The following is a 21,158-nucleotide window of genomic DNA, read 5'->3' as shown; positions in this document are numbered from 1 at the left end:
ATGACCTCCGAATACGCCCACTTCACGACCGGGGAGCCGGTCGCCGACACCAAGGCACCGGCCGGACCGGTCGAGGAGCGCTGGGACAGGCGCCGGTTCGAGGCCGGACTGGTCAACCCGGCCAACCGCCGCAAGCACACCGTGATCGTCGTCGGCACCGGCCTCGCGGGCGGCTCCGCGGGCGCCACGCTCGCCGAACAGGGCTACCACGTCGTCCAGTTCTGCTACCAGGACTCCCCGCGCCGGGCCCACTCGATCGCCGCGCAGGGCGGCATCAACGCCGCGAAGAACTACCGCAACGACGGCGACTCCGTGCACCGCCTCTTCTACGACACCGTCAAGGGCGGCGACTTCAGGGCGCGCGAGTCCAACGTCCGCCGCCTGGCGCAGATCTCGGTCGAGATCATCGACCAGTGCGTCGCCCAGGGCGTGCCGTTCGCGCGCGAGTACGGCGGCCTGCTCGACACCCGTTCCTTCGGCGGCGTCCAGGTCTCGCGCACCTTCTACGCCCGCGGCCAGACCGGTCAGCAGCTCCTGCTCGGCGCCTACCAGGCGCTGTCCCGGCAGATCGCCGCCGGGAACGTCGAGATGCACCCGCGCACCGAGATGCTGGACTTGATCGTCGTGGACGGACGGGCGCGCGGCATCGTGGCCCGCGACCTGATCACCGGGCGGATCGACACCTACTTCGCGGACGCCGTCGTCCTCGCCAGCGGCGGCTACGGCAACGTCTTCTACCTGTCGACCAACGCCATGAACTCCAACGCCACCGCCATCTGGCGGGCCCACCGGCGCGGCGCGTACTTCGCCAACCCCTGCTTCACCCAGATCCATCCCACCTGCATCCCGCGCACCGGCGACCACCAGTCCAAGCTCACGCTGATGAGCGAGTCGCTGCGCAACGACGGCCGCATCTGGGTCCCGAAGGCGCACGGCGACACCCGTCCGCCGAACGAGATCCCCGAGGACGAGCGCGACTACTACCTGGAGCGCATCTACCCCTCCTTCGGCAACCTCGTGCCCCGCGACATCGCCTCCCGCGCCGCCAAGAACGTCTGCGACGAGGGCAGGGGGGTGGGCCCCGGCGGCCAGGGCGTCTACCTCGACTTCGCCGACGCCATTCGCCGCATGGGCCGTGCGGCCGTCGAGGAGAAGTACGGCAACCTCTTCGACATGTACGCCCGGATCACCGCCGAGGACCCGTACACCGTGCCCATGCGGATCTACCCCGCCGTGCACTACACGATGGGCGGACTGTGGGTCGACTACGACCTCCAGACCACCGTCCCCGGCCTGTTCGCCATCGGCGAGGCCAACTTCTCCGACCACGGCGCGAACCGGCTCGGCGCCTCCGCCCTCATGCAGGGGCTCGCGGACGGCTACTTCGTCCTGCCGTCCACGATCAACGACTACCTGGCCCGCAACCCGCACCGTGCCGACGACGGCCTGGACGACGAACACCCCGCCGTCCAGGAGGTGCTGGCCGAGACCGAGGACCGGCTGCGGCTCCTGCTCGCCGTCGACGGCGACCGCACCCCCGACTCCTTCCACCGCGAACTGGGCGAACTCATGTGGGAGCTCTGCGGCATGGCCCGCACGGAGAGCGGACTGCGCAAGGCCCTGGAGCGCATCCCGCAGATCCGCGAGGAGTTCTGGCGGCGGATCAAGGTGCCCGGCAGCGGAGAGGAGTTCAACCAGTCGCTGGAGAAGGCCAACCGGATCGTCGACTACCTCGAACTCGCCGAGCTGATGTGCCTCGACGCGCTGAACCGCGCCGAGTCCTGCGGCGGCCACTTCCGCGAGGAGTCCCAGACCCCCGACGGCGAGGCGGCCCGCCGCGACGAGGAGTTCTCGTACGCGGCCGCCTGGGAGTTCACCGGCACCGGCACCGCTCCCGTCCTGCACAAGGAAGACCTGGTCTTCGAGTACGTCCACCCCACCCAGCGGAGCTACGCATGAAGCTCACCCTGCGCGTCTGGCGGCAGAAGAACGCCGACGCCGACGGAGCGATGTCCACGTACGAGGTGGACGGCATCTCGGCCGACATGTCCTTCCTGGAGATGCTCGACACCCTCAACGAGGAACTCATCCTCGCCGGCGACGACCCCGTCGCCTTCGACCACGACTGCCGCGAGGGCATCTGCGGCGCGTGCAGCCTCGTCATCAACGGCGACGCGCACGGCCCGGAGCGCACCACCACCTGCCAGCTGCACATGCGCTCCTTCCGCGACGGCGACACGATCGACGTCGAGCCGTGGCGGGCCGCCGCCTTCCCGGTCGTCAAGGACCTCGTGGTCGACCGCTCCGCCTTCGACCGGATCATCCAGGCCGGCGGCTACATCACCGCCCCGACCGGTGCCGCGCCCGAGGCGCACGCCACCCCCGTGCCCAAGCCCGACGCCGACTTCGCCTTCGAGCACGCCGAGTGCATCGGCTGCGGCGCCTGCGTGGCGGCCTGCCCGAACGGCGCCGCCATGCTGTTCACCTCGGCCAAGATCAACCACCTGAACGTGCTGCCGCAGGGCGCCCCCGAACGCGAGACCCGCGTCCTCGACATGGTGGGACAGATGGACGAGGAGGGCTTCGGCGGCTGCACCCTCACCGGGGAGTGCGCGACCGCCTGCCCCAAGGGCATCCCGCTGTTCTCCATCACCGCCATGAACAAGGAGTGGCTGCGCGCCACCCGCAAGGCGGGCCGGCGTTAAGGCCGAAGTCGTTCGCCGTACGGTGCGGACGGGCGGGACCGGGTGTGGTGCTCACGCCCCGGTCCCGTCTCGCTTTCAGGGACACCCCTGTCATTCAGCATCCCCACATCCGCCCTCCTGGCACTGGTCACGCAAGCGCCAACCGGCGTCGGAAGAACAGGAGCGCGCAGACCGTTCGGATCCGGCCTGCCTCCCCGGGCTCGCGACTCCCCTCGAGCACGGGGTCCCCCCTCGCCGAACCGGCCCGTGACCAGGAGAGTGCCATGACCGGCGTTTCCACCCTCGACAGCCCGCCCCAGCCCGTCGCCCCCACCCGCTACACCGTCACCCTGGCCCGCGACGAGGCCGACGTCCGGGCCGCACAACGGCTCCGCCACGACGTCTTCGCCGGGGAGATGGGCGCCCTCCTGAACACCCCGCAGCCCGGTCTCGACATCGACGCCTTCGACGCGTACTGCGACCACCTGCTGGTCCGCGACACGGAGAGCGGCCAGGTCGTCGGCACCTACCGGCTGCTGCCGCCCGAGCGCGCCGCGGTCGCCGGACGGCTCTACTCCGAGAGCGAGTTCGACCTCGGCCCGCTGGCCGGAATACGCCCCGGACTGGTCGAGGTCGGCCGCTCCTGCGTCCACCCCGACCACCGCGACGGCGCCGTCATCGGCCTGATCTGGGCCGGGATAGCCCGTTACATGGTCGACGGCGGCCACGAATGGCTCGCCGGCTGCTGCTCCGTACCGCTCGCCGACGGCGGCACCCTCGCCGCGGGCACCTGGGACCGGGTGCGGGCCAAGCACCTGGCTCCCGAGGAGTTCCGCGTCCGCCCGCTGCTGCCCTGGAGCGCCGAGGGCGTCGCCCGCCCCGCCCGCACCGAACTGCCCCCGCTGCTGCGCGGCTATCTGCGCCTCGGCGCCTGGGTGTGCGGCGAGCCCGCGCACGACACGGACTTCGGGGTCGCCGACCTGTACGTGCTGCTGTCGATGCGCCGGGTCAACCCGCGCTACCTGCGGCACTTCCTCTCGCTCGTCCCCGCCTGATGAGAACGCCCCGCACCGGAGCACCGCGCCCGCCGGCCCTCCGCCGTCCCCGGTCCGGCGGAGGACCGGGGGCGGCGGTGCCCGCCGACGCCGTCCCGGCGCCCGGACGGCCCGTCACCGGTCCCGCCGAGGCCCTGCGGCCCAGCACCGGTCCCGTCCAGGACCCGCGGCCCGGAGCCGGTCCCGCCCGTGCCCCGCGGCCCGGCGTCCGATCCGTACGGGGCGGGCGGCCCGGCGCCGGACCGGCCCGGGCGGCCAGTGCCTGGCTGCCCACCGCGCCCTGCTCACCGCGCGACTGCGTGGAGTCCGGGCGCCCCTGGACGGGCGTGCCGCGCGCCCTCCTGCGGCTCGCCGCGCTGCTGGCCGTGGTCGCCCTCGGGGTCGCCCTGGTCCCGCTGATCGCACGGTTGCGGGACCCGTCGCGCCAGAAGTGGATCCGCCGCTGGTGCCTGGCCGTGGTGCGCACGGCCGGGGTCCGGACGCGGATCACCGGAGCCGCGCGGCCCACCGGCGGAGTCCTGATCGTGTCCGACCACGTCTCGTGGCTGGACATCCCGCTGCTCGCCGCCGTCCGCCCGGCGCGGATGGTCGCCAAGGCCGAGGTGCGCGGCTGGCCCGTGGCGGGCGCGCTGGCGGCCCGCGGCGGCACGCTCTTCATCGACCGCGACCGGCTGCGCGCCCTGCCCGGCACGGTGGAGCGGATCGCCGCGGTCCTGCGCGGCGGCTCGGCCGTCGCCGCGTTCCCGGAGGGCAGCACCTGGTGCGGCCGGGCCCGGGGCCGCTACCGCAGGGCCCTCTTCCAGGCCGCGCTGGACGCCGGTGTGCCGGTCCAGCCGGTGAGCATCCGGTACCGGTCCGCCGACGGAGCGACGAGCACCGCGCCCGCGTTCGTCGGCGAGGACTCGCTGCTCGCCTCGCTGTGGCGCGTGGTGTCGGCGCGCGGTCTGGTGGCCGAGGTCGGGCTGCGGCCCCCGCTCCCGGCGGGCAGCCACCCCGACCGCCGGTCCCTGGCCGGGGCGGCACAGGGCCGCGCGCACGAGCCCGGCCCACCTTCCGGGGCGCACCTCTGAGGCGCGTGTGCCGGCGTCCCTCAGCCGTCGCGCATCCGCCGGCGGTACGTGGTGACCGCGGTCAGCGCGAAGACCAGCGGCAGGCCCACCCCCAGCGCCACGAACGGATGCAGCACCGACTCCAGCCATCCGGGCATGTCCACGAAGAGCGGCAGCAGCGCCGCCACCATCAGCGGGACGAACGCCATCATCGTGACGGCGAAGGCGTTCAGCATCGCGCCGTGGCGCGCGTCGTGCCGGTCGATGCGGGCGGCGGCCACGGGGTCGGGCGTCCAGTCCTCGCCGCGGAGTTCCTCCCAGGCCTCCAGCAGGACCGCGACCTCGCGCTCCACGTTCACGTGCAGGTCGTCGAGGAAGGGCAGCAGCACCTTCCTGCCGTTCCGGCCGAAGGCGTACACCAGTACGTCGGGCGCGTTCTCCTGCAATGCCGCGCCCGGATTCCGCTCGGCCCTGATGCCCTGGACGTCCTCCCAGGCCAGCCGGCGCCGCTTGAACATGGCCCGTACATGGATCGCCTTGAGGTCCGCCGTGGTGGAACAGCGCAGGGTGGCGTGGAAGAGCCAGCCCATCAGCGCCACCCACAGGGCGAGGAAGGGGTACGTGAACGAGGTGGGCAGGTCGTCCGCGCTCAGCAGCGTCAGTGCCACGCTCACCGTGCCCATCGCGATCACCCAGAGGAACAGACGCATCCTGGACCGTTTCAACCGGTACTCACGCGGCAGCCTCTCGTACCCCATGCCCACCACCCTGCCCCGACTGTTCCGGCCCTTGCCGCAACACCATGGTGTGGCTTCAAATCCCTTGTGTCGAGGGCTGTTTGACGCCTCACGCGATGGACGACGGGTGCTCGTCCCCGACGCGTGGGCCCCCTTTCCGGGTCCTCCTTCAGGACGGCACGTTCTCCAGGTCCAGGAGCCGCCGCTTGCGCTCCAGGCCCCCGGCGTAGCCGGTGAGCGCCCCGCTCGCGCCGATCACACGGTGGCAGGGGCGGACGATCAGCAGCGGGTTCGCCCCGAGCGCCGTGCCGACGGCACGGACCGCGGCCCTGGAGGCGCCGATCCGCGCGGCGACCTCCCCGTAGCTGACCGTGGTGCCGTACGGGACGGTCTCCAGAGCCTTCCAGACGCGCCGCTGGAAGTCGCTGCCGCTCGGCACGTACTCGATGTCGAAGGCGGTCAGCCGGCCGTCGAAGTACGAGCGCAGCTGGGAGACGATCTCCCGGAAGGCGTCCGCGTCCTCGCGCCAGCCCTCCTGGACGACCGCGCCGTGCTTCTGGTCCGGCACGGACAGCGCGGCGAGCGCGGTGCCGCCCTTGGCGGTGGCGGACTCCTCACCCACCAGCAGCAGTCGGCCGAGCGGGCTGTCCATGGTCGTGTAGACCGTCATCGGTCCGGTCCTTTCCGAGGTCTCACAGCGTGTTCACCCCCAACAGTGCGCCCTGCGCGGTCTTCCGTCCGGCGGGATTCGGACAGAGCGCTGACGGCGGGGTCCGGCGCGGCCGTACGGGACGCGCCCTCCCGTCCGCTGGGGTCGCGCCGGGGCCGGTGCGGGCACACGATCGAAGTCGACCACTCCGCACGGCCCAGGAGTCCCCATGGTCTGGATCCCGCAGATCCCCGACCTCGTCGACCGGCTCGGCGACGCCGAGCTCGCCGACGCCCTGCGCGATCCGGCGGAGGCCACCGTGCCCGTCGCCCTCGACGACCCGGAGGCCGGCCGGATCAGCGGTGTCGTGGTCCTGGAGGCCTGGCTGGCCGTGCAGGACACCTGGCGGGCGGAGCACGGGGCGGACATCGAGGAGGTCGCCGTCACGCTCGGCGAGCGGCGGGCGGTGGGGGAGTGGGTGGTGCGCCTGGAGGGCGCGGGCGGGAAGCGCATCGGGCTGCCCGTGGCCGCCGCGGTGGACCTCGCCTCCGCGCTGCCGGTGCGGATCCACCACTCCCGCCTGCCGCTGCTCGGCCGGCACGTGGTGCGCCGGCCGATGGTGCCGCCGGACCCGCTGGCGCGCCCCTCCGACGTGGTGGGCGTCTACAAGGCGGCCCTGGACGCGGGGGACACCGCGGCGGTCGTCGCCGTCTTCGGGCCGGACGGCTCCTTCCGCGGGCCGGCCGACGACACGTCCCGGCACACCGGGACCAAGGAGCTGACCGAGCTCTACGACACCTTCTTCTCCACGGGCGGCGGTATCCCGCTCAAGCTGTGCACCGTGACCGAGGACGGCACCCGCAGCGCGTTCGAGTACATCTGCGACCGCTGGGGCGACGCCGATCTGCCCCCGCAGCCGGGTCTCGCGGTCTGCGCCCGCGGCGGCGATGGCCTGATCGTGTCGGCGCGGGTGTACGACGACGTCGAAGCCCCGGTGGAGTAGGGCTGCCGGGTGTCCGCGGCGGGCAGGGATCCGTCCTCGGATCTCCCCATCCCCACCGGCAGCGAGAGCAGGAGTGAGCATGCAGTACGTGAAACTCGGTTCGACGGGTCTGGACGTCTCCCGGATCTGCCTCGGCTGCATGAGTTTCGGCCTGCCCGGCCGGGGCGTCCACGAATGGACCCTCGACGAGGAGGCCTCGCGTCCCTTGATCCGCCGGGCACTGGAGGCCGGGATCACCTTCTTCGACACGGCGAACGTGTACTCGGACGGCACCAGCGAGGAGATCGTGGGGCGGGCGCTCGGCGAGTTCGCGCGCCGCGACGAGATCGTCGTCGCCAGCAAGGTCCACGGCGCCATGCACGAGGGCCCCAACGGCCGCGGCCTGTCCCGCAAGGCGATCATGACGGAGATCGACAACAGCCTGCGCCGCCTCGGCACCGACTACATCGACCTCTACCAGATCCACCGCTTCGACCGGCGCACCCCCGTCGAGGAGACGATGGAGGCGCTGCACGACGTGGTCAAGACAGGCAAGGCCCGTTACATCGGGGCGAGTTCGATGTACGCGTGGGAGTTCTCCAAGGCCCAGTACACGGCCACGCTGCACGGCTGGACCCGCTTCGTCTCCATGCAGAACCACTACAACCTCCTCTACCGCGAGGAGGAGCGCGAGATGCTGCCGCTCTGCGCCGACCAGGGCGTCGGCGTCCTGCCGTGGAGTCCGCTCGCCCGCGGCCGGCTCACCCGCGACTGGGACACGGCCACCGAGCGCAGCCGGGGCGACGCGTTCGGCCGGAAGCTGTACCAGGAGGGCGACCGCGAGATCGTCGACGCGGTCGCCCGCATCGCCGCCGAGCGCGACGTGCCGCGCGCCAGGGTCGCGCTGGCCTGGCTGCTGCGGCGCGACGGGGTGACCGCGCCCATCGTCGGCGCCACCAGGGCGGGACACGTCGACGACGCGGTCGCCTCGCTCGATCTGGAACTCTCGGACAAGGAGACCGAGGAACTGGAACGGTCGTACACCCCCCGGGCGATCAGCGGTCACTGACGTCCGCCGGGAGCGCTCCGCGTCGTTCGGCCGGAACCCCGGGGGGCCCGTGCCGGGGTGACGGGAATTCCGTGCGGAAAGGTGCTCGGATGAGCGCGTGAGAGCGCTCCCATTGTGGAGGCTTCGGGACGGAAGGTCGGAGCGCCGGGTTTTCGAATTTCTTTTGGAGCGGGCTGACTGACATTCGGTCAATATTCGCGGTGGGGCCGCATTAGGAGAAAATCCGGGATCGCTTGTTACCGCTCGTCGCTCTGTGCAATGGTGTGCGTTGTCGGCGTGCAGACAATAGTGGCTTCGTTCTGCGCGCGTGCGGCGCGCCCGCTCACTCCTGCCCGAAAGGGCTGCCGGAGGTGGTCGTTCGCGACGCCACCCCCATGGGTAGGCCCTCCGGTTCCGTCGGGTGGTCTACATACCCATTGGTATGGACTATCTGCCGCGCTGCCTATGGGAGGAAAGCGGACGTGAATGACGGAACGCTGTCTCATTCGTCCGGCCCCGACCGCTGGTTCGAGGTGTCGGATGAACGGCTCGCGGCCGAGCTGAAGAGGCAGGGAGGCGCACCCGCGAACTATCCCGTCGGAGAACTCCTGGACCGCCACTGGGAGGCGGTGTTCTCTTACGCGCGGCTGTGCACCGGCGGTGTGCGTCCCGCCGGAATGCTCACCACCGCCTCATTCACGCGCCTGTTCGGGGATTCGCTGCACCAGAGCGGGCCGAGCGCCGCCTGGCGGCCCCAGCTGCTCGTCACCGTCCGCCGCATGGCGGCCGAGTGGTACGCGGACCAGCGACGCGAACTGCTCGATCCCGGGCTCCTCGCCGAAGCCGGCGGGGAAGGCGGGGCGGCGGCCCGGCTGCTTCCGCCCGAGAACAGACGTCTGATCTCCCGGGCGTTCCAGCGGCTGCCCGAACCGGCCCGTTGCCTGCTGTGGCACGGGGAGGTGGAGGCCGAACGCCCGGAGGTGCCCGCCGCCCTGCTGGGGATCTTCCCCGAGGACGCGGTCACCGAACTGGAGCGGGCCAGGGAACGTCTGCGCCAGGGCTGTCTGGAGATCCACCACGAACTCGCCCCCAGCCAGGAGTGCCGCCGCTACCACCGCATGCTCGACGTCTCCTTCCGGCGCGGCGGCATCGGCCTCGACCCCGACCTGCGCGCCCACATGGACGAGTGCGGCCACTGCCGTCACGCGGCGGACCAGTTGAGCGTGTTCAACGGCGAACTCGCCGTCCCGCTCGCCGAGGCGGTGCTCGGCTGGGGCGCGCGCGCCTACGTGGCCTCGCGGTGGGAGCGGGCCGCGGCGGCCCTGGAGTCCCAGGGCGACCGGAGCGGCCCCGCCCACGACGGCGGACCCGCGGACGCCCTCGGCGAGGCCGTCGCGGACGGAGCCACGGGAGCCGGCGCCGGTCCGGCTCCCACCGGCGGAGGCGGTGGTGCCTCCTTCGGCACCGGTACCGGCCCGGCTGCCAAAACCCCCGGGATCGTCGAGTTCCGGCCCGACGCCGACGACACCCGCCCGCCCGGTCTTCCCCCGCGCACCGCGCCGGACGGCTCTCCCCGCCCCGGCACCCCGTCCGCGGCCCACGGGACCACCGCGGCGCAGCCGGTGGCCCCGTCCGGGCAGGACGCTCCGGCACCCGGCGGGGACGACCGCCCCTCGCGCCGCCGGGCCGCGCCCCGCACCGGCACACGCGCGTCCCGCAGGGCCGCCGGACGCAAGGCGTCCCGGCGCGCGCCGGGACGCCGCAACGTGGCCCTCGCCGTGCTGACCGTCAGCGCGCTGATCACGGTCCCGCTGATCCTGTGGGCGGCCGACGCGGACTTCGACGGCCGGCACGACACGGCCGGCGGCCACTCCTCCGCGGCGCCGAGCCGGGGCACGAACCCGTCGTGGACCCGGACCGGGGAGAAGAAGGACGGCACCGTGCGCGGCAGGCTGCGCAACGCCGCGACCGGGCTGTGCGTCGGCTTCGTCGCGGCGAAGCCCGCGAGCGGTGCCGAGGCCCGGCTCGTCCCGTGCTCCTCGGAGTCGGCGACGCAGTGGTCGTACGCGACGGACGGCCTGTTGCGCGACGCGGACCACCCGAGCCTGTGCCTCGACTCGCACCTGGGCTATTCCGTCCAACTGGCCGCCTGCGCGGGCTCGTCGAAGCCCGCCGCCGAGAACGTCCGCTACGACTTCACCCTCCGGGGCCTGCTCGTGCCGCGCTGGGACCAGGAGCTGGCCCTCGCCCCCGCGGCGGCCGAGGGGGAGTCGGCGCTCGTCCTCAAACTCCGCGAGGACGAGCCGGTCCAGCACTGGACGTTCGACACCTCGTCGCCCTCGCTCCAGCTGGAGGTCGTCAACTGGGACTCCACGAAGGGCGACGCGAGGGGTTCCACCACGGGAAAGCCGTCCGAGCCCGCGACGGCACCGGCCGGCACCCGGACGCCCACCGCGACGGCCGCGACCCCCGGCACTCCGTCCGCGGAACCGTCCGGTACCTCCTGCTCCTCCGTGTCCGCCCCCTGCTCCGGGGACGGACCGGGCGGCTCGGTCCGGGAGGGCGGATACGGTACGGGCTCCGGTTCCGGCGGTTACGGATCGTTCGGCGGAGGGGGCCGGGGAGGCCGCCGGTGACGCCACGGACTCCGGCGGCCCCCGTCGTGCGGACCCCTCAGGACGAGGCGGTGCCGGAGGACGAGGCGGCGGGATCCGCCGCGCCGGCCGTGCCCAGGAACTCGGCCCAGCCGCCGAGCGGCGACTGCCCGGGGCCGAGCGTGCGCAACTTCCGCAGGACCGCGGGGTCCTGGGCCTCCAGCCACTTCACGAGCTGGCGGAAGGAGACCATGCGGACGTCGTCGTGGCCCGCCATCCGGGAGAGGGACTCCTCGACGGCGTCCATGTAGATGCCGCCGTTCCAGCGCTCGAAGTGGTTGCCGATGAAGAGCGGGGCCCGGTTGCTCTCGTAGGCGCGCCGGAATCCGGCGAGATAGCTGTCGCGGGCCTGCGCGCGCCAGGCGTCGTAGCGGGTGCGGTCGCCGAGCGGGTCGGCGTTCGACTGATTGGCCATCAGGTTGTAGTCCATCGACAGGACCTGGAAGGAGTGGCCGGGGAAGGGGATGGACTGGAGCGGGAAGTCCCAGATCCTGCCGCCCTGCACCTTGGAGGGCCACATCTGGAGTCCGCCGGGCGAACTGGCGTCGTACGTCCAGCCGAGGGCGGCGGCGGTCGGCAGCAGGTTCGACTGGCCCTCCAGGCAGGGGGTGCGGCCGCCGGTCAGCTCCTTCTCGTAGTCGAACGGCAGCGGTTCCAGGTCGGTGAAGCCGGTGTTGGTCCGCCACTCGGTGACGAACTTCTTCGCCTGCGTTATCTCGTTGCGCCACTCGGCGGGCGACCAGCGGCGGACCCCGTCCGGGCCGCAGAAGTGACCGTTGAAGTGCGTGCCGATCTCGTGGCCCTCCAGCCAGGCCGCGCGTATCTGCTGGAGCGTCGCGTGGATGTGCCGGTCGGAGAGGTAGCCGATCGCGGAGGCGCCGACGGGGTGCCGCGGCGGGTGGTAGAGGTGCTTCTTCGACTCGGGCAGGGTGTATATGCCGCTGAGGAAGAAGGTCATCGACGCCCCGTGGTCGGCGGCGACCTTGCGGAAGCGGGAGAACAGCCTGTTGCTCAGCTCACCCGCGCCGTCCCAGGAGAAGACGACGAACTGCGGGGGGCGTTCACCGGGCTCCAGCCGCTTTGCCCTCGGCTGCTTCGGCTGGGCTCCGGTGTCCGCCGTGGAGCCGTCACCGATCGGCCTGACCGTCCGGAGCCGCGCCGAGCCGTCGCCACCGCCTCCCATGGACCAGTCCCTGGCCGAACAGGCCGCGAGGGCTCCCAGCGCGCCCGCCGAAGCCGTCGCGGTCAGCAGTCGCCTGCGTGAGACACCGCTCATGATCCGTCCCCCCGATGCTCCGGCACCGGCCCGGGCCGTGGGGCCGGTACCTCCGTCAGTACGACGCGCCGTTGACGGGGTGCGTCAAACGGTGGGATGCGCGAAACCCCGGAAAGGGTCGCGGCGGGCGGGACACGTTGCCGTTCTGTGACAAACCGTGCGATTCGGGAGGCGGGTGGTACGCGTGTACGGTCAGGGGGCGGTCCCGGGGCTGAGGACCGTCAGACGGACCGACGACGCGTTGCCGGACACGGGCACCTCGCCCTGCGTCCACGCCACCGTCAGGGAGTCCAGCTCGTCGGGCGGCGTGACGATCAGCGAGGCGGGGGTCGCCGTGGCCGCGCCGCTGATCCCCGGATTGGAGAAGGTGAGGCCCGACCACGCGCTGTGCCCGGGGGCGAGCACGACCGTCGTCGGCGTGCCCGGGGACCGCCGGGGGTCGGGCCCGAGCTGCTTGCCGGACGCGTCGACGAAGGCCGCGCCGGGGTAGCCGCGCACGGTGCAGGTGCGCCCGGACCTGTTGGTCAGGACGACGGGGAAGTTCTCCTGCCCCGCTCCGGGATCGTTGCGGCCGACGGAGGCGCGCAGCTCCGAGGTGTGGCAGCGCCCGCTGCCGCCGCCGCTCCCCGAGCCGGTCGTGGCCGTGGCCGTGGCCGGGGCGGATCCGCTTCCCGTCCCGGTCCCCGTCTTCTTCGACGGGGTGCTCGCGGCCGGGCTGGCCGCCGGGGTCGAGCCCGCCTTCGTGCCCGTGTCGCCGGAAGCCGGTCCGGCCGTGCCGGGAACGGTCTTCGGAGAGCCCTGCGGGGTGCCGTCGTTGCAGGCGGTCAGCAGGCTCAGCAGGGCGACGCCCACGAGCAGCGCGGCCCGCCGGGCGGTGGGTGAAGCGCGGTGCGCGGACACCGCGCCGGTCCGGTCCGTGTCCGCCACCGTGCGCGAGAAGGTCGACATGTCACCACTCCTTGCGAGTCTCCGTACGAGCTCATCACCCATGCGCGGGGCGTGTCACCCCTCGTCACTCCTCTTGGATGCGCCCGGGGACCGAAAAGTTCTCGGGATCCCCGACGAATTCCGCCGGGTCCCGTCCCCCCGGGGTCAGGCCTCGACGCGCAGGGAGTCGATGACACCGTCGGCCGTGCCGTCGTCGCCGCTCTCCTGGCGGATCTGGACGTACACCTGGGGCCGTCCGCCGCTCCCCGCCGCGGTCAGCGCGGCCTCGGTGAGCCGGCCGTCCGTGCCCGCACAGCCGTCCCAGGTCCGTATCAGCCCGTGCCAGCGCGCGCCCGAATAGGCGCGGCTTCCGGTGTAGCGGCATCCCGGGTGCGTGATGGCGCGGACCCCACCGGTCACGTCGCCGTGCTCGCTGAGTCCGACGAAGGCCCCGTCGACGCCGGCCCGGAGGTCCGGCCAGCTCGCCAGGCGGTCCGCGACGACGAGACCGGGTTCGGTGCCGTCCCGGAGCCCCAGCGACCGCGGGTTCCACCCCGAGTCGCGCAGCTGTCCGCCCCAGGCCGCGGGTACCTCGACGCTGATCCGGCCCGTGCGGTCCGCGACCGGCAGGGTCCTCGCGCCGGGCCCGTCCGCCAGCAGGACGGCGGTGACGCCGACGGCGCAGGCCACGGCGACACCGGCGGACACGAGGAGCGGGTTGCGCCGGAGCCACCGGTTCCGCCGGGGCGCGGGGACACCTTCGTCCCCGGACTCCTCGGCCTCCCCGGCCAGCCGTTCGAGCTCCGCGGCGAAGGCGTCCGCGCTGGGCCAGCGCCGCTCCCGGTCGGGTTCCATGGCGCGCAGCAGCGCCCGTCCGACGTCCGGACCGACGCCCGTACGGAGCCGGTCGGGGCGTTCGACCTTCCCGGGCGGACCCGGAACCGAACCGGTGACGAGGTGGTGGCCGAGGGCACCCAGGCTGTACACGTCGGCCCGCTCGTCGATGCCGGAACCGGGCCGGGCCTGCTCGGGCGGGGTGTAGCCGGCCGAGCCCGCCGCGACGGTGAGTCCGGAGGCCTGGGCCAGGCTCTTGGCCAGCCCGAGGTCGGCCAGCAGCACCCGGTCGGATCCGCCCGGTGTGCTGCGCAGCAGCACGTTGGACGGCTTGATGTCGCGGTGCACGATCCCGGCCGCGTGCAGTGCGACGGCGCCCCGTGCCGCCAGCGCCGTCAGGCGCAATGCCTCCGCCACGGGCAGCGGCCCGGCTTCGATCCGGTCGGCGAGGGTGCCTCCGTCCGCGTACTCCATGACGAAGTAGGGCCTGCCATCGGGGAGTTCACCGATGTCGTAGACCTGGACGACCCGGCTGGAGTCGGCCTTGCGCAGCAACCGGGCCTCGGAGAGGAAGCGTTCCCGGACGTCCAGGCGGTCGGTCCAGTTCTCGGTGAGCACCTTGACCGCGACGGCCGCGTCGAGAACGTCGTCGTGGGCGAGCCAGACCACGCCGAAACCACCGGCGCCCAGGCGCCGTTCGAGGCGGTAACGGCCGATCCGCTCCAAAGGGTGCATACGACTATCATGCCTGGCCTCTGGCCGGCATCGAGGGGAGCTCCAGGTGGGGGACGCGGCGGAGACCGAGGAGCTCGCGCGGAAGGCGGCGGCCGGTGACCCGGAGGCGCTCGACGTGCTGCTCCGGCGGATCCGGCCCGAGGTCGTGCGGCGGTGCGGGCGTTTTCTGCCCTGCCGCGAGGACGCCGAGGAGGCGGCCCAGGACGTACTGCTCCAGATCGCCCGCGGGATAACGGCGTTCGAGGGCAGAAGCCGGTTCGGCACCTGGCTGTACACGGTGGTCGCCAACTGCGCCCGGCAGAAGTACCGCGAGCTGAAGCGCCGGGCCGCCGAGCGGCCCGAGGCCGTCGACGCCGCGCGGTACGTCGACCCGCGCACCACGAGCGTCATCGCGGGTTCCAGGATCGACCTCCTGGAGGCGCTGGAACGCCTGGAACGGGAACACCCGCATCTGGTCGGGCCGTTGGTCTACCGCGACATCTGCCAGCTGGAGTACGCGGAGGCCGCGGAGCGCGTCGGCGTTCCGCTCGGAACGCTCAAGTCCCGTCTGCACGAGGCGCGCAGAAGGGTCAGGCCCTGGCTGTCCGACGCTTCCTGACCGGCTGACCGGCTGACCGGCTGACCGGCTGACCGGCTGACCGGCTGACCGGCTGACCGGCTGACCGGCTGACCGGCTGACCGGCTGACGGGCTGGCGGGTTCAGCTCGTCCCCGGACCCGCCGGGTTCCCGCCGGGTCCGGGAACCCGGCGGGAACGAGCTCGCGGTCCGCCGCCCGGTCAGCGCAGGGTGTAGATGAAACCGATCTTGTCGACCTCGTCCCCCGAGCGGCCGTGGAAGCCGGCGATCTGCCGGCCGCTCGGCGCGGTGCGGGTCACGCAGTCCGAGGTCGTCGTGCCCCCGGCCAGGGAGCGGCCGAGGTTCGTGGTGAACTTCGCGTAGAAGATGCGGGTGTGACCGCCCTTCGCGCCCTCGCAGAGCTGCGCCGAGGTCACGTACTCACCGCTGCCGAGCGTCAGTGAGGCGGTCGTGCCGCCGGTGCCGCCGTGCGCGAACGTGGTGCCGTCGCTCAGCGTCAGCCCCATCCGATCGACCCGTGAGCCGCTTCCGATGGAGACGACGGAGGCGCGGGCACCGGCCGGCACACGGGCGATGTCGTTGAAGTGGTCGCCGTGCGGCCCGCCGAACTGGTCGCTGAGCTGGAAGGCGGTGTCGCGCGACCAGGTGAACGACGCGGTGATCGGATCGTGGTCGGAGAGCATCAGGCCGTCGGAGGTCAGGAAGCGCGTGTGCTCGTTGTGGTAGCTCGTGGCGTTCAGCGTGACGAGCTTGCTGCCGCGGTAGAGGATCTTGTCGACGACCTCGCAGGTGTCGGGCACGGTGGTGCCGCTCTGGTCGCAGACGAGGGCGTCGCTCCCCTTGGCCGGCGCGGTGCCGCCGCGGACGGTCTGGACCCAGGCGTCCGTCAGCCCGTTGGCGGCGGCGAACTCCGCGATGGTGTCGCCGGAGCGGGTGTAGCGGGTGTTCGTGTCGCCCATGACGACGACGGCGTTCCCCGCGGAGTGGGTGGCGATGAACGCGGTGAGCTGGTTCAGGTTGTCGGCGCGGGAGGCGAGGTCGCCGGTACTGGTGCCCGCGTTGGTGTGCACGTTGTAGAAGTCGACGTAGACGCCCTCGGCCAGGCGTTCGCGCATGAAGGTGAAGCCCTTGGGGGTCAGGCAGTCGCCGGAGTCGAGCTGGCAGGAGTTCCAGCCGATCCGCTCGAAGTCGTCGGTGTCGTACGGGATCTTCGAGAGGGTGTTGAGACCGCTGCCGATGCCCGCGCCGCCGCTGGTGGGAGTGCGGTGGGCGTGTGCGGTGTCGGCGGCGTACAGCGCCGCGTGGTAGTTGAAGTCCTCCTCGACGTGGACGACGTCGTAGGGGGCGATGAGCCCGCCGATCGCCGTGGTCGCGGACTGACGGGGTGTCGGTGCGCTGGAGATGCCGTCGGGCAGTCCCGCGACGTTGTGGCTGAGCACGCTGAAGGTGCCGGAGTCGGCGGCCGCGGCGGGGGGCGCGGCCGCGGTGAGTCCGCCGAGCGCGGCGGCGGCCGCCGCGGCACCGGCGAGAAGTCTGCGGAGTGGGGACATCGGGGGTGTCTCCTGGGGACGGGGAGGGACGTCGGGAACCGACCGAGGAGGCGGCGCCGGGCCCGCGGTCCGGTGGGACGTGGTGTCCCGCGCGAACGCCGCGGTCCGTCGTTCACGGCGGGCGCCGTCCGGTGGTCGCCGTGCCGCAGGTGCCGCAGGTGGCGCGTCGGGTGGTGGACCGGGGGCGTCGACGGAGCCGACTCGGTTCGGAATACCGGATGCTGTGCGACATGCTGTGCGGGCTATCACGGTAAGGGCTTGCCGGTGATGTGAACAGGGCCTGGAGAGACGGAAGTTGAGCTTGTTCACGCCTCTTCGCGTTGCCGGGGAGGGGTGTTGCGGGCCGTCCGTTGTCGGAGCCGCTGTCTAGGCTGGTCCGCGTGAAGGAACAGAGCAGCAGACCACTCGCCGTGTTCGACCTGGACGGCACGCTCGCGGACACCGCGCACCGGCAGCGGTTCCTGGAGCGCGTACCGCGGGACTGGAGCGGGTTCTTCGCGGCGGCGTCCGAGGACCCGCCGCTCGCGGAGGGAGTGGCGCTCGCGCTGAGCAGCGCGCGGGAGTGCGAGGTGGTCTATCTGACCGGCCGCCCCGAGCGGATCCGGCGGGCGACCGTGGACTGGCTGGCCGAGCACGGCCTGCCCGAGGGGCGCGTCTGGATGCGGCGCAACGACGACCGCAGGCCCGCCCGCCGCACCAAGCTGGAGATCCTTCGCCGGCTGGCCCGCGACCGGGAGGTCCGCGTCCTCGTCGACGACGACGAATTCGTGTGCGAGGAGGCGGAGCGGGCCGGCTTCACGGTCGTACGGGCACGGTGGGCGGCCGCGTCGGCGGCGCTGAAGGACGCGCAGGAACGGGAGGGGCGGACCTGAGGGAGGTTCTCGGCGGGTGTGGCGGACCCGCGGGGCGCGGGTCGGGTCAGTCGGCCTCCTCCAGCCGGAAACCGAGCTTCAGACCGACCTGGTAGTGCTCGATCCGCCCGTTCTCGATCTGGCCCCTGACCTGCGTGACCTCGAACCAGTCGAGGTTGCGCAGGGTCTGCGAGGCCCGGGTGATCCCATTGCGAATGGCCTGGTCGACGCCTTCGTGGGAGGTCCCGACGATCTCGGTGACCCGGTAGGTGTGCTCGGACATGCGGCTGCTCCTCTCCGCCGTGGCGGGAGTGCCAGGCGTGGTTCCACGGTGCCCCACCGGGTGGCGCTCCGCGAGACGGCGGGGTGACCAGGGTGATGCGGGACCGGCCCCGGAGGCCCGCCAGGGCCCGTCCGGCGATTCCCGCCCGCCCGGCGACACCGCGCACGTCCTCGGGCCGGCCGGGCCGAGGACCGCGGTGTGCTTGAGTTGGCCCCTGCGACCGTCCTCGGCCCGGCCCTGGCGTCGCCGTCCACGCATCACTCCGCGGAAGGGAACCGGACGTCGTGCACGTACTGATCCTGGGTGGTACGACCGAGGCCCGCCGTCTCGCCGAGAACCTGGCGGCGGAGGCGCGTCCGGACCTCAGGGTGACGAACTCGCTGGCCGGGCGGGTGGGCGTGCCCCGGCTGCCGCCCGGCGAGGTGCGCGTGGGCGGCTTCGGCGGCGCCGAAGGGCTGGCGCGGTGGCTGCGCGAGCACCGGGTGGACGTGTTCGTCGACGCCACGCACCCCTTCGCCGGAACGGTCAGCTTCAACGCGGCGCGGGCGGCCGCCGCCACCGGTGTCCCCCTGCTCGCCCTGCAGCGCCCCGGCTGGGCCCCGGTCGAGGGCGACGTCTGGCACGAGACCGGCTCCCTGGAAGAAGCGGCCGGCCTCCTGCCCTCACTGGGCCGCAGGGTCTTCCTCACCACGGGCCGGCTGGGGCTGGCGGCCTTCGCGGCCCTGGAGGACCTGTGGTTCCTCGTACGGTCCGTGGACCCGCCGGGGACGCCGGCTCCGGCCCGCATGGAAGTACTGCTCGACCGCGGCCCCTTCACGCTCCAGGGAGAACGGGAACTGCTCCTGCGCCACGCCATCGACGTCGTGGTGACGAAGGACAGCGGCGGACGGGCCACCGCACCGAAACTGACCGCGGCCCGTGAGGCCGGGCTCCCGGTGGTCGTCGTGCGCAGACCCCCGGTCCCCGCCGGTGTCCCGGTCGTGACGGACCCCGGGACGGCCACCGACTGGATCACGGAGCGGCTCCGCCCGGACGCCTTCCCGGGACGCACCGGACCGTGACGCGCTTCGCCGCGGCCGACGCCGGCTCAGTCCCGGGCCTCGACGGGTGAGGACCCGCGCCGACGGACGAGGACGAAGGCGGTGAGGCCGGCCGGCACCAGTGCTCCTCCGCCGACGGCGGCGACGGCCCAGGCCGTCGGACCGGAGCCGCCCGCCGGACCGGAGCCGCCCGGCACGCCGATGGCTTCGACGGTGATGGGAGCCGTGCTGTTCCCCGGATCGGTGTCGCCCTTCAGCCGTTCCGCCGGGGCGTCGACACGTAGGCGGCCGCCGCCCAGCTCCGAGGTGTCGTCGATCCGCACCTCGAAGGGAAAGTCCACGTGGAACCCGTCCCGGAGCATGGGGACGTCGAAGCCGGTGGTGAGCAGACCGTACTCGCACAGGTAGAAGGGCTTTCTCGTCCTGCTGTTGCCGAGCTCGCAGAGCTCCGGAACGCTCAGCACGGTCACGCCCTCGGGAAACCGCACTTCGACCCTGGCGAACGGAACGGAGTTCTCGGCGTCCAGCTGGGCCTGGACGGGGGCGCCGTGGAAGTCCATGGACAGGTCGGCCGTGAGCGTTTCGCCCTTCCTGCCCTTGAGCGCGTCCCCCGTCACCTCCATGTCCCACCCCTTGCCCCCGTGCGTCACCGCCGAGCCCCCGAGCAGGTACCAGCCCAGGCCGGCCATCGCCGCCGCGCACGCCGCACTCCACCGGAGCCGTCTGGTCATGTCTCCCTTTCGGACCTCTCCCCGACCCGGGTGAGCGCCGGGGCGACATCGCGGGTCCCGGGCACGTCGCCCGGTCCCAAGAGGACTCGCCGGGCGCCCAAGGGGTTGTACGCCGAAGCCGGTTCACCGGACGGGCGAGGTCAGGGAACCGGTTCGTGGACGGGGGCGGGCACCGGGGGCTGGTCCGGCCAGGTGAACGCGTACCGGGGATCCCCGTCACGGCTCAGCCGTACGAAGCGCAGGAGTTCACGGACGATGCCCGCGTTGCCCATCGCCCAGCCGGTGCGCGGTTCGAGGTCGCTCGGGGTGGCCCTGTGCTCGGAGTTGGACCAGCGGACGCCGTCCCCGTCCCGGATCGCGCGGGCGGCGAGGTCCGCGACGAGGACGCGGGCGAAGTCGTACGGGTCCCGCTGCTCGGCGACGCGGTCGCAGGCCAGGGCTAGGACGCCCGCGGTGCCGCAGCAGCGGCCGTTGTTGTCCCAGAAGCCGGGGCGCACCCGCCGGGGCAGGCCGGAGCGGGTGACCGTGTGCCAGCAGCGGTCGGCGAGGGCGGCCCAGACGGGGTCGGCCGTGACGTCCCGCAGCAGCCGGAAGACCTGGGCGTCGCCGGCCGGACCGTGGCACCAGCCGTAACTGATGGGCTCGACCACGTCAGGGCGGTACTGAGGGGTGGAGTGCGGCACCAGGAAGCCCTCCGGCCCCGCCTCGTCACGCGCCACGACGTCCGCGGCACCGGCCAGCGCGAGTTCGACCAGGTCCGTACGGCCGGTGGACCCGCCGACCCGGGCGAGCCCCAGGACGATGCCGAGCGTGCCGTGCGAGATGTGGTGCAGACGGGAGCCGACACCCGTGCGATGGGCCCAGTGGACGCCCGCCGGGGTCCGTTCCGCCGTCCGCAGGTACGGTTCCACGGCGAGGACGGCCAGTTCGGCGTCGCCGGCCAGGAGCGCCCCGAGACCGATCCCCGCGTTGCCGCCCATCAGCTCGTACAGCTCGCCCCACCGGGTGCCGTCGAAGCGTGACCGTACGCGTTCCAGCACGCGGTCGGCGGCGGCGCCCGCGGCCGTGTCGCCGAGTTCCCGCTGGAGGGCCCGCAGGACGAGCGCGATTCCGGTGCGGCCGAAGTAGAGGGAGTCGTCGTCGACGCCGTCGGCGGCGTCCGAGAGACCGCGGGCGGCGCGCAGGGCGGCGTCGGCGTAGGAGTCGTCCCCGAAGTGCCGCCAGGCTTCCAGGAGTACGGGGACGTTCCCGGCCGTACCGCTGTAGAGAGTCGGGTCGGGACCGTCGTCCGAGGGCCCGGCCGTCCAGGTGAGGCCTCCCCCGGGGGTCTCCCGCGCCGTCCCGATCAGCCACCGCAGCCCGTCGACCGCGAGTCCCTCGACTTCGTCGACCGTCACGACCGAGGCTTCCGATGCCGTCATGGGCCCACTCTCGCATGATCTTCCGGACCCGCCCAGAGGGCGGCCCGGCTCGCACCGGGAGTGCGAAGCCCTGCC

The 21,158-nt window shown here is 73.0% G+C and carries 19 protein-coding genes; 10 read left to right on the top strand and 9 right to left on the bottom strand.

The window, feature by feature from the left end; translation table 11 throughout:
• The 4 genes from ACICHK_RS06815 to ACICHK_RS06800 all read left to right on the top strand — a co-directional run bounded on the left by ACICHK_RS06815 (window position 1) and on the right by ACICHK_RS06800 (window position 4,809).
• Complete coding sequence (locus tag ACICHK_RS06815; protein WP_406836198.1) at window positions 1-1,959, top strand: fumarate reductase/succinate dehydrogenase flavoprotein subunit; 1,959 nt, start codon at window positions 1-3, stop codon at window positions 1,957-1,959.
• Complete coding sequence (locus ACICHK_RS06810; RefSeq protein ID WP_037617828.1) at window positions 1,956-2,705, top strand: succinate dehydrogenase/fumarate reductase iron-sulfur subunit; 750 nt, start codon at window positions 1,956-1,958, stop codon at window positions 2,703-2,705. The genes ACICHK_RS06815 and ACICHK_RS06810 overlap by 4 nt, the downstream gene beginning before the upstream one ends.
• Before the next feature lie 263 nt (window positions 2,706-2,968).
• On the top strand, window positions 2,969-3,739 hold the full coding sequence (locus ACICHK_RS06805; RefSeq protein ID WP_406836197.1) for a GNAT family N-acetyltransferase: 771 nt from the start codon (window positions 2,969-2,971) through the stop codon (window positions 3,737-3,739).
• A 266-nt stretch (window positions 3,740-4,005) separates the two neighbouring features.
• Complete coding sequence (locus ACICHK_RS06800; RefSeq protein WP_406841172.1) at window positions 4,006-4,809, top strand: lysophospholipid acyltransferase family protein; 804 nt, start codon at window positions 4,006-4,008, stop codon at window positions 4,807-4,809.
• A gap of 20 nt (window positions 4,810-4,829) precedes the next feature.
• On the opposite strand, the gene ACICHK_RS06795 is transcribed toward ACICHK_RS06800, so the two are convergent.
• Both ACICHK_RS06795 and ACICHK_RS06790 read right to left on the bottom strand, forming a co-directional pair.
• Window positions 4,830-5,546: a PH domain-containing protein gene (locus ACICHK_RS06795; RefSeq protein WP_406836196.1), complete on the bottom strand. Its 717-nt coding sequence runs from the start codon at window positions 5,544-5,546 to the stop codon at window positions 4,830-4,832.
• 148 nt (window positions 5,547-5,694) lie between these two features.
• Window positions 5,695-6,195 carry a methylated-DNA--[protein]-cysteine S-methyltransferase gene (locus ACICHK_RS06790; protein WP_406836195.1) on the bottom strand — a complete coding sequence of 167 codons (501 nt, stop codon included), beginning with the start codon at window positions 6,193-6,195 and terminating at the stop codon, window positions 5,695-5,697.
• 208 nt (window positions 6,196-6,403) lie between these two features.
• Between ACICHK_RS06790 and ACICHK_RS06785 the strand changes: the two genes are divergently transcribed.
• From ACICHK_RS06785 to ACICHK_RS06775, 3 genes are all read left to right on the top strand, one after another.
• The gene (locus ACICHK_RS06785; RefSeq protein ID WP_406836194.1) at window positions 6,404-7,177 is read left to right on the top strand and encodes a nuclear transport factor 2 family protein; all 774 of its coding nucleotides are present in this window, start codon (window positions 6,404-6,406) and stop codon (window positions 7,175-7,177) included.
• A 79-nt stretch (window positions 7,178-7,256) separates the two neighbouring features.
• Entirely contained in the window at window positions 7,257-8,225 is a 969-nt protein-coding gene (locus ACICHK_RS06780) for an aldo/keto reductase (RefSeq protein ID WP_406836193.1), read from the top strand.
• A 461-nt stretch (window positions 8,226-8,686) separates the two neighbouring features.
• Entirely contained in the window at window positions 8,687-10,840 is a 2,154-nt protein-coding gene (locus ACICHK_RS06775) for a ricin-type beta-trefoil lectin domain protein (protein ID WP_406836192.1), read from the top strand.
• 37 nt (window positions 10,841-10,877) lie between these two features.
• On the opposite strand, the gene ACICHK_RS06770 is transcribed toward ACICHK_RS06775, so the two are convergent.
• The 3 genes from ACICHK_RS06770 to ACICHK_RS06760 form a co-directional block, all read right to left on the bottom strand.
• Window positions 10,878-12,134, bottom strand: coding sequence for a hypothetical protein (locus ACICHK_RS06770; RefSeq protein ID WP_406836191.1), 1,257 nt, complete (start codon window positions 12,132-12,134; stop codon window positions 10,878-10,880).
• 192 nt (window positions 12,135-12,326) lie between these two features.
• A complete protein-coding gene (locus ACICHK_RS06765; protein ID WP_406836190.1) occupies window positions 12,327-13,082 on the bottom strand; it encodes a DUF4232 domain-containing protein in 756 nt (251 codons plus the stop codon).
• A gap of 144 nt (window positions 13,083-13,226) precedes the next feature.
• Window positions 13,227-14,630: a serine/threonine-protein kinase gene (locus ACICHK_RS06760; RefSeq protein WP_406836188.1), complete on the bottom strand. Its 1,404-nt coding sequence runs from the start codon at window positions 14,628-14,630 to the stop codon at window positions 13,227-13,229.
• A gap of 46 nt (window positions 14,631-14,676) precedes the next feature.
• On the opposite strand from ACICHK_RS06760, the gene ACICHK_RS06755 reads away from it, so the two are divergent.
• Window positions 14,677-15,228, top strand: coding sequence for an RNA polymerase sigma factor (locus ACICHK_RS06755; RefSeq protein ID WP_151466950.1), 552 nt, complete (start codon window positions 14,677-14,679; stop codon window positions 15,226-15,228).
• 179 nt (window positions 15,229-15,407) lie between these two features.
• Here ACICHK_RS06755 and ACICHK_RS06750 read toward each other — a convergent pair whose 3' ends face one another.
• The gene (locus tag ACICHK_RS06750; RefSeq protein ID WP_406836186.1) at window positions 15,408-16,757 is read right to left on the bottom strand and encodes a jacalin-like lectin; all 1,350 of its coding nucleotides are present in this window, start codon (window positions 16,755-16,757) and stop codon (window positions 15,408-15,410) included.
• Between the two features lie 380 nt (window positions 16,758-17,137).
• Between ACICHK_RS06750 and ACICHK_RS06745 the strand changes: the two genes are divergently transcribed.
• On the top strand, window positions 17,138-17,629 hold the full coding sequence (locus tag ACICHK_RS06745) for a hypothetical protein (protein WP_151466952.1): 492 nt from the start codon (window positions 17,138-17,140) through the stop codon (window positions 17,627-17,629).
• Window positions 17,630-17,675: 46 nt separating this feature from the next.
• Here ACICHK_RS06745 and ACICHK_RS06740 read toward each other — a convergent pair whose 3' ends face one another.
• The gene (locus ACICHK_RS06740) at window positions 17,676-17,891 is read right to left on the bottom strand and encodes a dodecin (protein WP_151466953.1); all 216 of its coding nucleotides are present in this window, start codon (window positions 17,889-17,891) and stop codon (window positions 17,676-17,678) included.
• A gap of 284 nt (window positions 17,892-18,175) precedes the next feature.
• On the opposite strand from ACICHK_RS06740, the gene ACICHK_RS06735 reads away from it, so the two are divergent.
• On the top strand, window positions 18,176-18,952 hold the full coding sequence (locus ACICHK_RS06735; protein ID WP_406836185.1) for a cobalt-precorrin-6A reductase: 777 nt from the start codon (window positions 18,176-18,178) through the stop codon (window positions 18,950-18,952).
• Between the two features lie 26 nt (window positions 18,953-18,978).
• Here ACICHK_RS06735 and ACICHK_RS06730 read toward each other — a convergent pair whose 3' ends face one another.
• Complete coding sequence (locus ACICHK_RS06730) at window positions 18,979-19,662, bottom strand: hypothetical protein (RefSeq protein ID WP_406836184.1); 684 nt, start codon at window positions 19,660-19,662, stop codon at window positions 18,979-18,981.
• A 140-nt stretch (window positions 19,663-19,802) separates the two neighbouring features.
• Window positions 19,803-21,083 (bottom strand): lanthionine synthetase LanC family protein, encoded by a 1,281-nt coding sequence (locus tag ACICHK_RS06725; protein ID WP_406836183.1) that lies wholly within the window; start codon window positions 21,081-21,083, stop codon window positions 19,803-19,805.
• Between the last annotated feature and the right edge of the window lie 75 nt (window positions 21,084-21,158).

This window comes from Streptomyces sp. AHU1 (assembly GCF_045343905.1).
GTDB lineage: Bacteria > Actinomycetota > Actinomycetes > Streptomycetales > Streptomycetaceae > Streptomyces > Streptomyces triticiradicis.
Note: the sequence above shows the minus strand (reverse complement) of the source record. Positions and strands in the feature narration are given on the sequence as shown.

Coding starts and splice junctions, on each gene's coding strand:
- ACICHK_RS06810 (WP_037617828.1), top strand. CDS start 1,956: ATGAAGCTCACCCTGCGCGTCTGGCGGCAGAAGAACGCCGACGCCGAC.
- ACICHK_RS06770 (WP_406836191.1), bottom strand. CDS start 12,134: ATGAGCGGTGTCTCACGCAGGCGACTGCTGACCGCGACGGCTTCGGCG.
- ACICHK_RS06730 (WP_406836184.1), bottom strand. CDS start 19,662: ATGACCAGACGGCTCCGGTGGAGTGCGGCGTGCGCGGCGGCGATGGCC.
- ACICHK_RS06740 (WP_151466953.1), bottom strand. CDS start 17,891: ATGTCCGAGCACACCTACCGGGTCACCGAGATCGTCGGGACCTCCCAC.
- ACICHK_RS06750 (WP_406836186.1), bottom strand. CDS start 16,757: ATGTCCCCACTCCGCAGACTTCTCGCCGGTGCCGCGGCGGCCGCCGCC.
- ACICHK_RS06795 (WP_406836196.1), bottom strand. CDS start 5,546: ATGGGGTACGAGAGGCTGCCGCGTGAGTACCGGTTGAAACGGTCCAGG.
- ACICHK_RS06760 (WP_406836188.1), bottom strand. CDS start 14,630: ATGCACCCTTTGGAGCGGATCGGCCGTTACCGCCTCGAACGGCGCCTG.
- ACICHK_RS06790 (WP_406836195.1), bottom strand. CDS start 6,195: ATGACGGTCTACACGACCATGGACAGCCCGCTCGGCCGACTGCTGCTG.
- ACICHK_RS06780 (WP_406836193.1), top strand. CDS start 7,257: ATGCAGTACGTGAAACTCGGTTCGACGGGTCTGGACGTCTCCCGGATC.
- ACICHK_RS06815 (WP_406836198.1), top strand. CDS start 1: ATGACCTCCGAATACGCCCACTTCACGACCGGGGAGCCGGTCGCCGAC.
- ACICHK_RS06785 (WP_406836194.1), top strand. CDS start 6,404: ATGGTCTGGATCCCGCAGATCCCCGACCTCGTCGACCGGCTCGGCGAC.
- ACICHK_RS06765 (WP_406836190.1), bottom strand. CDS start 13,082: ATGTCGACCTTCTCGCGCACGGTGGCGGACACGGACCGGACCGGCGCG.
- ACICHK_RS06805 (WP_406836197.1), top strand. CDS start 2,969: ATGACCGGCGTTTCCACCCTCGACAGCCCGCCCCAGCCCGTCGCCCCC.
- ACICHK_RS06725 (WP_406836183.1), bottom strand. CDS start 21,083: ATGACGGCATCGGAAGCCTCGGTCGTGACGGTCGACGAAGTCGAGGGA.